Genomic DNA, 14329 nt, shown 5'->3' with positions numbered 1-14329 from the left:
ATGTCTGAAATAGCAACGGTAGCTCGCCCCTACGCCAAAGCAGCTTTTGACTTTGCTGTGGAAAACCAGGCTGTCGATAAATGGCAGGTTATGCTGGCATTCACCGCTGAAGTTGCACGCAATGAGCAGGTAACCGAATTACTTTCTGGTTCTTTAGCATCAGAAAAACTGGCTGACATCTTTATCGACCTTTGTGGCGATCAAATTGATGAACATGCTCAGAACTTAATTCGTGTTATGGCTGAGAATGACCGTTTATCAACATTGCCGGAAGTATTGAGCCAATTTATTCAATTGCGCGCAGTACTCGAGTCAACGGTTGATGTTGAAGTCACTTCTGCCATTGAGCTAACTAAACAGCAGCTAGCTAACATTTCTGCAGCGATGGAAAAACGTCTATCACGCAAAGTGAAGCTGAATTGCAAAATTGATAAGTCCGTTATCGCAGGCATGATTATACGCGCCGGTGACCTTGTCATCGACGGTAGTGTTCGTGGCCGTTTAGAGCGATTAACTGACGTCTTGCAGTCTTAAGGGGACTGGAGCATATGCAACTGAATTCCACTGAAATCAGCGAACTGATCAAGCAGCGCATTGCTCAGTTCAATGTAGTGAGTGAAGCTCACAATGAAGGTACGATTGTTTCCGTTAGTGACGGTATCATTCGTATCCACGGTTTAGCCGAAGTTATGCAGGGTGAAATGATCGCACTGCCGGGTAACCGTTTCGCTATCGCATTAAACTTAGAGCGCGACTCTGTTGGTGCGGTTGTGATGGGTCCTTATGCTGACTTAGCAGAAGGCATGAAAGTTAAATGTACAGGTCGTATTCTGGAAGTTCCAGTTGGCCGTGGTCTACTTGGTCGTGTAGTTAACACACTGGGTGAACCTATTGATGGTAAAGGTGCTGTAGAGCATGATGGCTTCTCACCTGTTGAGATGATTGCTCCAGGTGTTATCGACCGTCAATCAGTCGACCAACCTGTACAGACGGGTTATAAATCCGTTGACGCCATGATCCCAATTGGTCGTGGTCAGCGTGAATTGATCATCGGTGACCGCCAAACAGGTAAAACTGCTCTGGCTGTCGATGCGATTATTAATCAGCGTGACTCTGGCATTAAATGTATTTATGTCGCTATCGGTCAGAAAGCATCGACTATTTCGAACGTTGTTCGTAAATTAGAAGAGCATGGCGCGTTAGAAAACACCATTGTTGTTGTTGCTTCTGCATCAGAATCAGCAGCGTTGCAATACCTTGCTCCTTATGCGGGTTGTGCAATGGGTGAATACTTCCGTGACCGTGGTGAAGATGCTCTGATTATTTATGATGACCTGTCTAAACAGGCTGTCGCATACCGTCAAATTTCACTGTTACTTCGTCGTCCACCTGGACGTGAAGCTTACCCTGGTGACGTTTTCTATCTGCACTCCCGTTTATTGGAGCGCGCAGCGCGCGTTAGCGCTGAGTATGTAGAAAACTTTACTAACGGTGAAGTTAAAGGTAAAACCGGCTCACTGACTGCGTTACCTATTATCGAAACGCAAGCAGGGGACGTTTCTGCATTCGTTCCTACGAACGTAATCTCTATTACCGATGGTCAGATCTTCTTAGAATCTAACCTGTTTAACGCAGGTATCCGTCCAGCTGTTAACCCAGGGATCTCCGTATCTCGTGTAGGTGGTGCAGCTCAGACTAAGATTATGAAGAAACTTTCTGGTGGTATCCGTACTGCACTTGCGCAGTATCGTGAGCTGGCAGCATTCTCTCAGTTCGCTTCAGATCTGGATGATGCTACCCGTAAACAATTGAACCACGGTCAGAAAGTGACTGAATTGCTGAAACAGAAACAGTACGAACCAATGTCTGTCGCACAACAGTCTTTATCTCTGTTTGCTGCAGAACGTGGTTATCTGGAAGATGTTGAAATTTCAAAAGTTGTGCCATTTGAAGCGGCTTTATTAGCTTATGCTTCTCGTGAACATGCTGATTTACTGAAAGAAATCAACCAGACCGGTACTTATAACGAAGAAATCGAAGCGAAGCTGAAAGGCGTGCTAGACAACTTCAAAGCGACTCAGTCCTGGTAATAACTATTCGGCCTAATAATGATCATTAGGCCGTCTGGTTCATGAGGAGAAGCAGAAATGGCCGGCGCAAAAGAGATACGTTCGAAGATCGCCAGTGTGCAAAACACACAGAAGATCACTAAAGCGATGGAGATGGTCGCCGCGTCGAAAATGCGTAAAACGCAGGAACGCATGGCAGCCAGCCGTCCTTATGCAGAAACCATGCGCAGTGTGATTGGTCACCTTGCGTTAGGGAATCTGGAATATAAACATCCATACCTCGAAGAGCGTGAAGTTAAACGTGTCGGGTACCTGGTTGTTTCGACCGACCGTGGTTTGTGTGGTGGTTTGAACATTAACTTGTTCAAAAAACTGCTGGCAGACATGAAAGAGTGGTCTGATAAAGGTGTAGAAGTAGATTTAGCCCTTGTTGGTTCTAAAGCCGTTTCATTCTTTGCCTCTGTAGGTGGGAATGTTGTCGGTCAAGTAACAGGTATGGGTGATGATCCGCAACTATCTGACCTTATCGGCCCAGTCAATATCATGTTGCAGGCTTATGACGAAGGTCGTTTAGATAAACTGTATGTGGTGGCAAATAAGTTCATCAATACCATGGCCCAAGAGCCTAAAATTCTGCAAGTTTTACCATTACCACCAGGTGATGATGAAGAACTGAAAGAAAAATCTTGGGATTATCTGTACGAACCTGATCCTAAGACGTTACTGGATACTTTACTGCGTCGTTATATTGAATCGCAGGTTTATCAGAGCGTCGTAGAGAACTTAGCGAGTGAGCAGGCAGCACGAATGGTCGCGATGAAAGCCGCTACAGATAACGGTGGTAATCTGATTAAAGAACTGCAATTGGTGTACAACAAAGCACGCCAAGCAAGCATTACTCAGGAACTGACAGAAATTGTATCTGGTGCAGCCGCGGTATAACAGCTAGGTTTACGAATTACGTAGAGGATTCAAGATGGCTACTGGAAAGATTGTCCAGGTAATCGGCGCCGTAGTGGACGCCGAGTTCCCTCAGGATAGCGTCCCTAAAGTATACGACGCTCTTGAGGTTATGAATGGTAAAGAAAAACTGGTGCTGGAAGTTCAGCAACAGTTAGGCGGTGGTATCGTTCGTTGTATCGCAATGGGTACATCAGACGGTTTAAGCCGTGGCTTAAAGGTTGAAGATTTAGGCCACCCAATTGAAGTACCAGTAGGTAAAGCGACTTTAGGACGTATCATGAACGTTCTGGGTACACCTATTGATATGAAAGGTGAGATTGAAACCGAAGAGCGTTGGTCAATCCACCGTGAAGCACCAACTTACGAAGAGTTATCAAACTCTCAAGAACTGCTTGAAACCGGTATCAAAGTTATGGACTTAATCTGTCCATTTGCTAAAGGTGGTAAAGTCGGTCTGTTCGGTGGTGCGGGTGTTGGTAAAACAGTTAACATGATGGAATTGATCCGTAATATCGCGATCGAGCACTCAGGTTACTCTGTATTTGCTGGTGTTGGTGAGCGTACTCGTGAGGGTAACGACTTCTATCATGAAATGACAGATTCTAACGTTCTTGACAAAGTATCGTTAGTTTACGGTCAGATGAATGAGCCACCAGGAAACCGTCTGCGTGTTGCACTGACTGGTCTGACTATGGCTGAGAAATTCCGTGATGAAGGCCGTGACGTACTGTTATTCGTCGATAACATCTATCGTTACACCTTAGCCGGTACAGAAGTATCAGCACTGTTAGGTCGTATGCCATCAGCGGTAGGTTACCAACCAACATTGGCTGAAGAGATGGGTGTTCTGCAAGAGCGTATCACTTCAACCAAAACAGGTTCTATCACCTCTGTTCAGGCGGTATACGTACCTGCGGATGACTTAACTGACCCATCCCCAGCAACCACCTTTGCTCACTTAGATGCGACAGTGGTACTGAGCCGTCAAATTGCTTCGTTAGGTATCTACCCTGCGGTTGACCCACTGGATTCAACCAGTCGTCAGTTAGACCCACTGGTAGTTGGCCAAGAGCACTATGATGTTGCTCGTGGTGTTCAGTCTATCCTGCAACGTTATCAGGAACTGAAAGACATCATCGCTATCTTAGGTATGGATGAACTGTCAGAAGAAGATAAACTGGTTGTTGCGCGTGCGCGTAAGATCCAGCGCTTCCTATCTCAGCCATTCTTCGTTGCTGAAGTATTTACCGGTTCACCAGGTAAGTTCGTTTCCCTAAAAGACACAATCCGTGGCTTTAAAGGTATTCTGAACGGTGATTATGACCACCTGCCAGAGCAGGCGTTCTACATGGTTGGTACTATCGAAGAAGCAGTAGAAAAAGCTAAGAAGCTTTAATACGGCTGACGGGAGGTTGATATGGCCGATACATCGTTCCACCTGAAAGTTGTCAGCGCTGAAAAGCATTTATATGACGGCGAAGTCAAACATATTCAGGTAACTGGTAGCGAAGGTGAGCTCGGTATTTATCCGCAGCATACCCCGTTATTAACTGCCATAAAACCGGGCATGGTACGTGTCGTAAAAACATCGGGTGAAGAAGAGTTTATCTACCTTTCTGGTGGTATTCTCGAAGTTCAGCCTACAGGCGTCATTGTACTGGCAGATACAGCTATCCGTGGTCGTGATTTGGATGAAGCGAAAGCGTTGGAATCTAAGCGTAAAGCTGAAGAACACATTCAATCCTCTCATGGTGATGTTGATTATGCTCAAGCATCAGCAGAATTAGCCAAAGCGATTGCAAAACTACGTGTAATCGAATTGACTAGACGCTAATGTAAATAGGCAGTCCATGAATAAAAAGCCAGTTAGTTATAGCTAACTGGCTTTTTTGCTTTCAGAAATATTTTGTGTAACGAAATATGTAGTATTATTTGGCATAAACAGGTTTACTTGCCATTCTTTACGGGAGTTATCAGGTTAATTATGTCTAATTCAGCTAAAAGTGTTGTTATTCTTGCTGCGGGAAAAGGTACCCGTATGTATTCACAGTTACCTAAGGTTCTTCATAAACTTGCGGGCAAATCCATGGTGCAACATGTCATTGATACCGCAAAATCCCTTGGTGCTCAACAAACCCACCTTGTTTATGGGCACGGTGGTGAACTTATGAAAGAAACATTAGGTTCACAACCTGTCAATTGGGTGCTACAAGCTGAGCAATTAGGTACCGGTCATGCTATGCAACAAGCCGCACCTTTCTTTGCTGATGATGAAGATATCCTAATGCTTTATGGTGATGTACCGCTTATCACTAAAGAAACCTTAGAGCGTTTAATTGCGGTAAAACCTGCTGGTGGCATTGGTTTATTAACCGTTATTTTAGATAACCCTATGGGGTATGGCCGTATTGTTCGCGAAAATGGCGATGTTGTTGGTATCGTAGAGCAAAAAGACGCCTCTGAAGAACAATTAAAAATTAAAGAGATCAATACTGGTATATTGGTTGCTAATGGGGGCGATTTAAAACGCTGGTTAGCTAAGCTTGATAATAACAATGCTCAGAAAGAGTACTACATTACTGATATTATTGCGCTTGCACACCAAGAAGGTCGTAAAATCGAAACCGCTCACCCTACTCGTCATAGCGAAATGGAAGGGGTTAATAACCGCTTACAACTTGCCGCATTAGAGCGTATTTATCAAACAGAACAAGCCGAACGCTTATTACTTGAAGGGGTAATGTTACTTGATCCGGCTCGTTTTGATTTACGTGGTACGCTAACTCACGGAAAAGACGTGGTGATTGATACTAACGTTATTATTGAAGGTGAAGTCACTTTAGGTAATAACGTTGAAATTGGTACGGGTTGTGTACTGAAAAACTGTGTGATCGGTGATGGTTCGATTATCAGCCCTTATACGGTGATCGAGGATGCAAATTTAGCGCAAGAGTGTACTGTTGGGCCTTTTGCTCGTCTTCGCCCCGGAGCACAGCTGGCAGACAAAGCACATGTTGGTAACTTTGTTGAGATGAAAAAAGCCAGTTTAGGCGTTGGCTCTAAAGCGGGTCATCTTACTTATTTAGGTGATACAGAAGTGGGTGCTAATGTGAATATTGGCGCTGGCACTATCACTTGTAACTATGACGGTGCAAATAAATTTAAAACTATCATTGGTGATGATGTGTTTATCGGCTCTGATACTCAACTTGTTGCCCCCGTTTGCGTGGCCAATGGCGCAACAATTGGTGCGGGTACAACATTGACAAAAGATGTCAACGAAAACGAATTAGTCATTAGCCGAGTGAAGCAAACACATATCTCTGGCTGGAAACGTCCGGTGAAGAAAAAACAATAATTTTAAGATAAGGGCGTATATTTCATTATCGCCCTTTTCTTGTACGCTATTATTCTAAAAACAAAAATATCCCCGTTTTCTACCATGGCTTGGGGAACAAAATAATCAGGTATAAAGACATCAAGTGCGAAAAACGCACAGTTTTAGGAATAACACAATGTGTGGAATAGTAGGTGCAGTTGCACAACGCGATATCGCAGAAATCTTAATTGAAGGTTTACGTCGTTTAGAATACCGCGGTTATGATTCAGCGGGATTAGCTGTTGTAGATAATGATTGTCATATGACACGTCTGCGTGAAGTTGGCAAAGTACAGATGCTGGCAGAAGAAGCAGAAAAAACACAAGTTATTGGTGGTACAGGTATTGCTCATACCCGTTGGGCAACCCATGGTGAACCTTGTCAAGATAATGCTCATCCTCATGTCTCCGGCACTATTGCCGTGGTACATAATGGGATTATTGAAAACTACCAAGAGCTAAAAGCTGAGTTAATTAACCGGGGTTATCAGTTTGCCTCTCAAACTGATACTGAAGTTATTGCTCACTTAGTCAATTGGGAACAGCGCCAAGGCGGCACATTACGTGAAGTCGTACAGCGTGTGATCCCTCAATTACGTGGTGCTTACGGTACTGTCATTATGGATAGTCGTACACCAGAGCTATTAGTGGCAGCACGCTCAGGAAGCCCACTGGTCGTAGGTCTTGGTGTTGGGGAAAACTTCCTTGCTTCTGACCAACTGGCTTTATTGCCTGTTACTCGCCGCTTTATCTACCTTGAAGAAGGCGATATTGTCGAAATTACTCGTCGTCATGTGCATATTTATGATGTTAATGGCGAAGAAGTTAATCGTGATATTATCGAATCGAATGTGCAATATGATGCGGGTGACAAAGGTATTTATCGTCACTATATGCAAAAAGAGATCTATGAACAGCCTTTAGCCATTAAAAACACCCTTGAAGGGCGTTTAAAAGCAGAAAGTATTGATCTTAGTGAGTTAGGATCTAAAGCACCAGAGATCTTATCTCAAGTGGAACATATTCAAATCGTTGCCTGCGGTACATCTTATAACGCAGGTATGGTATCGCGTTATTGGTTTGAATCTTTAGCGGGGATCCCCTGTGATGTGGAAATTGCATCAGAATATCGCTATCGCAAACCAGCGACTCGTCGCAATAGTTTACTGATAACCTTATCTCAATCAGGTGAAACGGCAGATACTCTAGCAGCATTACGCTTATCAAAAGAGTTAGGTTATTTATCATCGCTGGCAATTTGTAATGTGGCTGGCTCTTCTTTAGTACGTGAATCTGAATTTGTGTTAATGACTAAAGCAGGGGCTGAAATTGGGGTTGCCTCAACCAAAGCCTTTACAACGCAACTGGCCGTTTTATTAATGCTAGTGGCCTATATGGGACGCATTAAAGGTGTTGAAGCCCTTGAACAACAAGTTGCAATGGCGCTTCATGCACTACCTAGCCGTATTGAAAGTATGTTGTCGAAAGATAAAGTGATTGAAGCTTTAGCAGAAGACTTCTCAGAAAAAAGTCATGCACTCTTCTTAGGCCGTGGTGATCAATATCCAATAGCGGTAGAAGGCGCATTAAAGTTAAAAGAGATCTCTTATATTCATGCAGAAGCTTATGCGGCTGGTGAATTAAAACATGGACCTCTTGCTTTAATTGATGCTGATATGCCCGTTATCATCGTAGCGCCAAATAATGAATTATTAGAGAAATTAAAATCTAATATTGAAGAAGTGCGCGCTCGTGGTGGTTTACTGTATGTGTTTGCCGATCAAGATGCTGGCTTTGAAGAAAGTGAAACAATGAAACTGATTTCTCTGCCTCATGTTGAAGAGTTAATTGCGCCAATTTTCTATACTGTACCATTACAGTTACTTTCTTATCATGTGGCGTTAATTAAAGGGACTGATGTCGATCAGCCTCGTAACTTGGCTAAATCAGTGACTGTTGAATAATATTATTTAATAGTTTATTGCCAATTTTGCCCCGTATCTTAATTTTAGGTGCGGGGCATTTTTAACTCACTATTATTTTTAAGTTCTTTGTTATTAAAAAACATTACAAAGATAAATACCAGTGTAAAAAGTGAATAGATTAAAAATCACGTAAGTTTTTATTTTTTATCAGATAAATATATTATTACTATAAATATATCGATGAAAATTAAAATAAAATCAATAAGGTGTCTTTTTAATGTAACGCCTAAAAATAATAGAGATGTTATTAATAATCTTTCTACAATATAAATTTAAAATCTATATTTTATCTTTGTAATAATAGTCTAGTGACTAGCCATTTAAAAAAAATATAAATCAGTTTTAAATTTTCATAAAACTTTAATCATTGTCGCTTAATCTCTAGTCAATCATCATAAATTGGCGTGGTAAGCGATATGTTACAGTTCACTATAAACTCACAAAATGGCTCAATGCCACATATTCGTGTAGAGAATATTCAAAAGAGATTTAATCAATTTATTGCTTTAGATGGTGTTTCTTTAGAGATTAAACAAGGCGAGTTAGTCTGCCTATTAGGGCCTTCTGGATGTGGAAAAACCACATTATTACGTTGTATTGCCGGATTAGAAACACAAGATCACGGTAGTATCTTTAATTACGATAACAACATCTCACACCTTCCCCCTCAAGCCCGTGACTATGGGATCTTATTTCAGTCCTATGCATTATTTCCTAACCTGACGGTACAGCAGAATATTGCGTATGGTTTAGCCGGTCAGCCTCGTAATGTGATTAAAAATCGCGTTAATGAAATGCTGGAGTTAGTTGGTTTACAAGATCGAAAGAAAAAATATCCAGGAGAATTATCTGGCGGTCAACAACAGCGCGTGGCATTGGCTCGTGCTTTGGCTCCGGCCCCTTCTTTACTATTACTGGATGAGCCAATGTCGGCATTAGATGCACAAGTGCGTGAACATTTGTGCGTGGAGCTACGTAATTTACAGCAAAGCTTAAATATCACTACGCTAATGGTCACTCATAATCAAGATGAAGCCATGCTAATGGCCGATAGGATAGCTGTAATGAATAACGGCAAGGTTGAGCAGTACGGCAGTAGTGAAGAGATTTACAACCATCCACAAACACCATTTGTTGCAGAGTTTGTAGGAAAAGGTAACTGGTTACCTTTCAATAGAAATCAGCACGGTGAGGCGATGATTGGCTCACGAGAAGTCCAATTAAAACATACTGCAATACCTCATAATCAAGGGCGTCTCTTTTGTCGACCTGAATCAATCAAAATTAACCCAATACAAAACAAACATAATCAATACGATGCCAATATACAAAATGTGGTGTTTTTGGGAAGTCGTTGCATTATGAAGTTTGAATTAGACCATTTACCGGGACATTTATTACAAGCCGAGATCTCTGCTGCTGAGCTACATAGTATTCAAAACGGTAAAGTTAAAGTGACTTTACCGGCTAATGAACTACACATATTTGCGTAAGGTAGCGAGATAATGTCAGTGATAGTACCTACCAAATCTATTAATCGTTTAGATAGTTTGTTTGTTGCTGGTGGTAAGTTATTTATTATTTGCTTACTTACTCTTGGGGTTTTATTGCCTTTATTGGCTATTTTCTGGCGAGGTTTTACGCCTGATATATCACAAGGTGGTGGTTTTCAGGCCGCTATTGATTTGTTCACCAGTGCTAATTTTCTGTGGTTGGTGGGTAACAGTATTAGTGTTTCGTTAAGCGTTGCTGTTATTACAGTGCCACTGGCTTACCTGTTTGCTTATGCTCTACATCGCACCTTGATCCCTTTTAAATCCTTGTGGCGTGGAATATCACTATTACCCTTACTCGCTCCTTCTATGCTACCGGGTATTGCATTGGTTTATCTATTTGGTAACCAAGGGCTATTGCGTAGCTTACTCACAGAGAGTATTTATGGTTATTGGGGATTAGTGCTTGGTGAGGTGATCTACACTTTTCCTCATGCGCTAATGATTTTACTCTCCGCATTATCCATGTCTGATGCTCGTTTATTTGATGCTGCATCTAGCTTAGGGGCCTCTTCTTGGCGCACTTTTCGTAGTGTCACTTGGTCATCGAGCCGACATGGGATTTTCGCAGCATTGTGCTTGGTATTTACGTTAACTATTACTGACTTTGGTATTCCGGTTGTCGTCGGCGGAGATTATCAAGTACTGGCGTTAGAAGCCTATAAAGCCGTGCTTGGTCAGCAACAATTTGGCCGCGGTGCTTTAATCGGTATGTTGTTATTGCTGCCTGCATTGTTGACCTTCGGTGTCGATGTTTGGTTACGTAAACGTCAACGTGATGCAATGAGCTCGCGTGCTCAATTCTATTTACCAAAAGCTAATTTTCAGCGTGACACGCTTTATCTAATATTTGTGATGCTTATTTGCGCGCTGTTTTTATTAGTATTTGGTACGGCAGTTTACTCCTCTTTTATTCAGTTCTGGCCTTATAACTTATCGTTTTCGTTACGTCATTATAATTTTGAAGGATTGCCCGGGGGCTGGCTCGCCTATACCAACAGTATTATTTTGGCATTTTACACTGCCACTATCGGCTGCTTTCTGATCTTTATGGGCGCTTACTTAATAGAGAAAACGGCTTCTCACTCTTGGCTTAACAATCTGCTACGTATGTTAAGTTTTGTACCGATGGCCGTTCCGGGGTTAGTGTTGGGATTAGGGTATGTATTTTTCTTTAACTTACCGAATAATCCACTGAACTTTTTATACGGCAGTATGGTGTTATTAGTGCTGTGCTCCATTGCACACTTTTTCACTACCGCCTATATGACTGCGAGCACGGCACTGCGCCAGTTAGATAAAGAATTCGAGGCAGCTTCATTATCCTTAAAAGCGCCTTTATATCGTCACTTTTGGCGTATCACTATTCCTCTTTGTTTGCCGGCATTATTAGATATTTATCGTTATCTATTTGTTTCTGCTATGACAACGGTTTCCGCGGCGATCTTCCTTTATAGCCCAGACACTATTTTAGCCGCGGTTGCGGTATTGAATATGGATGATGCGGGCAATATTGGTGGCGCAGCGGCTATGTCGACATTGATTTTAACCACCTCGGCAGGGGTTTCGATATTGTTATCTATTGCTTCGCAAGGTGTTATTCGCCGTACACAAGCGTGGCATCAGCGTGAAGCTAAGCAATAAATTTAAAGGTTTAATTCTCTCACATAGCAATACTAGGAAAATCGCATGATGTTAAAAAAACTGATACTTGCCACCAGCTTATTATTCTCTGCGGGAACGGTCTTTGCAGCGACTGAAATTACGGTATACACCGCAATAGAAAGTGAACAATTACAAGCTTATAAACAAGCATTTGAGGCTAAATATCCTGATATAAAAATAAAATGGGTAAGAGATTCAACGGGGATTATCACCGCTAAATTATTAGCAGAAAAAGATCGTCCTCAAGCCGATGTTGTGTGGGGATTAGCTGCATCAAGTTTAGCAATATTAAAAGCGCAAAATATGCTTGAGCCTTATGCTCCGGCGCAGTTAGATGATATTGATGTGAAATTTCGTGATAGCAACAACCCGCCAACTTGGGTTGGTATGGATGTCTGGGCGGCAACGATTTGCTACAACACGATAGAAGCACAAAAATTGGGGTTATCTAAACCCTTTTCTTGGCAAGATCTCACTAAGCCTGAATACAAAGGCAAAATCGTTATGCCAAATCCGGCATCATCAGGCACTGGGTTTTTAGATGTAAGTGCTTGGTTACAAATATTTGGTGAACAAGAGGGGTGGGCATATATGGACAAGTTGCATCAGAATATTGGTCAATATGTTCATTCTGGCTCCAAACCCTGCAAAATGGCTGCATCGGGGGAATACCCGATAGGCATATCCTTTGAATATCCGGCGATCCAATTGAAACGACAAGGGGCGCCACTAGACATCATATTACCGCAAGAAGGATTGGGTTGGGATATTGAAGCAACGGCGATAATCAAAGGAACTAATAAGCGAGATGCCGCGCAAAAATTAGCTGATTTTTCCGCCTCAAAGGAAGCGATGAAGCTTTATAGTGCTAATTTTGCTGTATTAGCCAATACCAGTGTACCCGTAAGCCAAACAGAATTACCTCACGATTATGCTCAACGTTTAATTAAAAATGATTTTATTTGGGCTGCTGAAAAGCGCGACACCATTTTAACTGAATGGCGTAAGCGCTATGACGGTAAGAGTGCAAAATAATTATTTTTTACTTTATTAATTAATAGATAGGGTGCGATGCACTCTATCTTGTTTAGGGTGTCATATGAAATTTGATATTGCTGTTATTGGTGCGGGCATTATTGGTTTATCTCATGCGTATGCAGCGGCTCAGCGAGGTTTACGTGTTGCTATTTTTGAGCGCAGTTACACGCCTGTGGGCGCTTCTGTACGTAATTTTGGTCACGGATTAATTTTGGGTCAAGCGCCGGGAAAAATGCTAGATTTAGCGAAAAATAGTCGTGAAATTTGGGCAACTATGGGCAAACAGGCTAACTTTTTAACGCGTCAAAAAGGGACTTATCTGTTAGCACGTACACAATCTGAGCAAGCTGTTCTTGAAGCCTTTGTCGATGGTCGAGCTAAAACCTATGGCTATGATTGTGAATTACTTTCTAAAACACAATTAGCGACGGTTTATGGTGGTCAATTACAACACCATAGAGTGGCATTGCACGGCAAAGAAGATCAGGTGCTCTTTTCGCGAGAAGCGATCCCACAGTTAGCGGCTTACCTAGGCAGCTTAGCTAATGTAACGAGTTATTTTTCCACATTAGTACGAGATATTGATGTAGATACGGGGACATTGATCACCAGTAATGGCACATTTAGTGCAGAAAAGATCATTGTCTGCTCAGGGCACGATTATCAAACATTACTGGCTGACGAAATAAAAAAGCTTGACCCTATAGTTTGCCGCTTGCAGATGTTGCGAGTGACAGCAGAGCAAAATATTGGATTGGCGCATGCGCTAATGACGGGATTAAGTTGTACTCACTATGGTGCATTTGCTGATTTACCTGAGGCACAGGCTTTAGCGAAAGAAATTAAAATGCAATCGCCGTTGATTGAGCAGTATGGTATTCATTTATTAATTACCCCGACTCCTTATGGCGATCTTATTATTGGTGATTCTCATGAATATAGCTTAGATGCACAGCCTTTTAACAGCGAAGAGGTTGATAACCTCCTGATAGAGTTAGCTGAGCATACATTAGGTTGTTCGGTTCAAGTAAAAGAGCGTTGGCAAGGGGTTTATGGGGCAAAAGGAAAGGAGCCGATTTCAATTTTAACGCCGAGTGAAAAAGTCACTGCAGTATTGATGCGAACGGGTTTAGGAATGAGTGTTGGGCCTGGTTTAGGTGAACAGAATATTCGTCAACTATTTGATTAATCTTGCATTAGGGATGTGAAGTTATTTTTTAATTATCCAAAGCACCGTAAAACCCCGTCCTTCAGGTCGGGGATATAAGGCGCGGTTTTTTAACTAACTCGGTGTTTCCTGTTGCTCAATGTACTGGCGGATAATGGATATTGGTGCGCCACCACAACTCCCCGCGAAATAACTCGGCGACCAAAGAACCCCCTTGTAGTAATCACGTTGGGCAATATCAGGGCGATCACGTCGAAGTAATCGACTCGATACCCCTTTAAGGCTGTTAACCAGATTAGATATCGCCAGTTTTGGCGGGTAATTAATCAGTAAATGAACGTGATCCCGTTCCCCATCCATTTCAACCAGTTCAACATCAAAATCAGCACAAACACTGGCAAAGTAGCCTCGCAATTTTTCAATGGCATCCTGATCAAATATTTTTCACCTGTATTTTGTGACAAAGACCAAATGGACGTGCATCAGGAATACACAATGTCTGCCACGGCG

At 42.3% G+C, this 14329-nt stretch carries 11 protein-coding genes and 1 pseudogene; 11 read left to right on the top strand and 1 reads right to left on the bottom strand.

What is annotated here, in order from left to right:
• The 11 genes from atpH to AACV01_RS16495 all read left to right on the top strand — a co-directional run bounded on the left by atpH (position 1) and on the right by AACV01_RS16495 (position 13840).
• On the top strand, positions 1 to 534 hold the full coding sequence (atpH, locus tag AACV01_RS16545; RefSeq protein WP_004246594.1) for a F0F1 ATP synthase subunit delta: 534 nt from the start codon (positions 1 to 3) through the stop codon (positions 532 to 534).
• A gap of 14 nt (positions 535 to 548) precedes the next feature.
• The gene (gene atpA, locus AACV01_RS16540) at positions 549 to 2090 is read left to right on the top strand and encodes a F0F1 ATP synthase subunit alpha (protein ID WP_004246592.1); all 1542 of its coding nucleotides are present in this window, start codon (positions 549 to 551) and stop codon (positions 2088 to 2090) included.
• A 57-nt stretch (positions 2091 to 2147) separates the two neighbouring features.
• Positions 2148 to 3011: a F0F1 ATP synthase subunit gamma gene (atpG, locus tag AACV01_RS16535; RefSeq protein ID WP_004246591.1), complete on the top strand. Its 864-nt coding sequence runs from the start codon at positions 2148 to 2150 to the stop codon at positions 3009 to 3011.
• 34 nt (positions 3012 to 3045) lie between these two features.
• Positions 3046 to 4428, top strand: a complete 1383-nt coding sequence (gene atpD / locus AACV01_RS16530) for a F0F1 ATP synthase subunit beta (protein ID WP_004246589.1) — start codon at positions 3046 to 3048, stop codon at positions 4426 to 4428.
• 21 nt (positions 4429 to 4449) lie between these two features.
• Entirely contained in the window at positions 4450 to 4866 is a 417-nt protein-coding gene (locus tag AACV01_RS16525; protein ID WP_004246588.1) for a F0F1 ATP synthase subunit epsilon, read from the top strand.
• A 150-nt stretch (positions 4867 to 5016) separates the two neighbouring features.
• A complete protein-coding gene (glmU, locus tag AACV01_RS16520) occupies positions 5017 to 6390 on the top strand; it encodes a bifunctional UDP-N-acetylglucosamine diphosphorylase/glucosamine-1-phosphate N-acetyltransferase GlmU (protein WP_004246587.1) in 1374 nt (457 codons plus the stop codon).
• Between the two features lie 157 nt (positions 6391 to 6547).
• Entirely contained in the window at positions 6548 to 8374 is a 1827-nt protein-coding gene (gene glmS / locus AACV01_RS16515; protein ID WP_004246586.1) for a glutamine--fructose-6-phosphate transaminase (isomerizing), read from the top strand.
• Positions 8375 to 8811: 437 nt separating this feature from the next.
• Positions 8812 to 9888 (top strand): putative 2-aminoethylphosphonate ABC transporter ATP-binding protein, encoded by a 1077-nt coding sequence (locus tag AACV01_RS16510; protein WP_088206960.1) that lies wholly within the window; start codon positions 8812 to 8814, stop codon positions 9886 to 9888.
• Positions 9889 to 9900: 12 nt separating this feature from the next.
• Complete coding sequence (locus tag AACV01_RS16505) at positions 9901 to 11592, top strand: putative 2-aminoethylphosphonate ABC transporter permease subunit (protein ID WP_004249813.1); 1692 nt, start codon at positions 9901 to 9903, stop codon at positions 11590 to 11592.
• A 45-nt stretch (positions 11593 to 11637) separates the two neighbouring features.
• Entirely contained in the window at positions 11638 to 12648 is a 1011-nt protein-coding gene (locus tag AACV01_RS16500) for a putative 2-aminoethylphosphonate ABC transporter substrate-binding protein (RefSeq protein ID WP_196579808.1), read from the top strand.
• A gap of 64 nt (positions 12649 to 12712) precedes the next feature.
• A complete protein-coding gene (locus AACV01_RS16495) occupies positions 12713 to 13840 on the top strand; it encodes a TIGR03364 family FAD-dependent oxidoreductase (protein ID WP_049196603.1) in 1128 nt (375 codons plus the stop codon).
• A gap of 93 nt (positions 13841 to 13933) precedes the next feature.
• Here the strand turns inward: AACV01_RS16495 and tnpA are convergent.
• Positions 13934 to 14329: pseudogene (gene tnpA, locus AACV01_RS16490) on the bottom strand (IS200/IS605 family transposase); the annotation flags it as partial.

The sequence above is a fragment of the Proteus sp. G2609 genome (assembly GCF_963896135.1).
In the GTDB taxonomy this organism is placed as follows: Bacteria; Pseudomonadota; Gammaproteobacteria; order Enterobacterales; family Enterobacteriaceae; genus Proteus; species Proteus mirabilis.
Note: the sequence above shows the minus strand (reverse complement) of the source record. Positions and strands in the feature narration are given on the sequence as shown.

Bases quoted from the DNA above. Each gene is read 5' to 3' on its own strand.
- atpH (WP_004246594.1), top strand. From the start codon at position 1: ATGTCTGAAATAGCAACGGTAGCTCGCCCCTACGCCAAAGCAGCTTTT.
- atpA (WP_004246592.1), top strand. From the start codon at position 549: ATGCAACTGAATTCCACTGAAATCAGCGAACTGATCAAGCAGCGCATT.
- atpG (WP_004246591.1), top strand. From the start codon at position 2,148: ATGGCCGGCGCAAAAGAGATACGTTCGAAGATCGCCAGTGTGCAAAAC.
- atpD (WP_004246589.1), top strand. From the start codon at position 3,046: ATGGCTACTGGAAAGATTGTCCAGGTAATCGGCGCCGTAGTGGACGCC.
- AACV01_RS16525 (WP_004246588.1), top strand. From the start codon at position 4,450: ATGGCCGATACATCGTTCCACCTGAAAGTTGTCAGCGCTGAAAAGCAT.
- glmU (WP_004246587.1), top strand. From the start codon at position 5,017: ATGTCTAATTCAGCTAAAAGTGTTGTTATTCTTGCTGCGGGAAAAGGT.
- glmS (WP_004246586.1), top strand. From the start codon at position 6,548: ATGTGTGGAATAGTAGGTGCAGTTGCACAACGCGATATCGCAGAAATC.
- AACV01_RS16510 (WP_088206960.1), top strand. From the start codon at position 8,812: ATGTTACAGTTCACTATAAACTCACAAAATGGCTCAATGCCACATATT.
- AACV01_RS16505 (WP_004249813.1), top strand. From the start codon at position 9,901: ATGTCAGTGATAGTACCTACCAAATCTATTAATCGTTTAGATAGTTTG.
- AACV01_RS16500 (WP_196579808.1), top strand. From the start codon at position 11,638: ATGATGTTAAAAAAACTGATACTTGCCACCAGCTTATTATTCTCTGCG.
- AACV01_RS16495 (WP_049196603.1), top strand. From the start codon at position 12,713: ATGAAATTTGATATTGCTGTTATTGGTGCGGGCATTATTGGTTTATCT.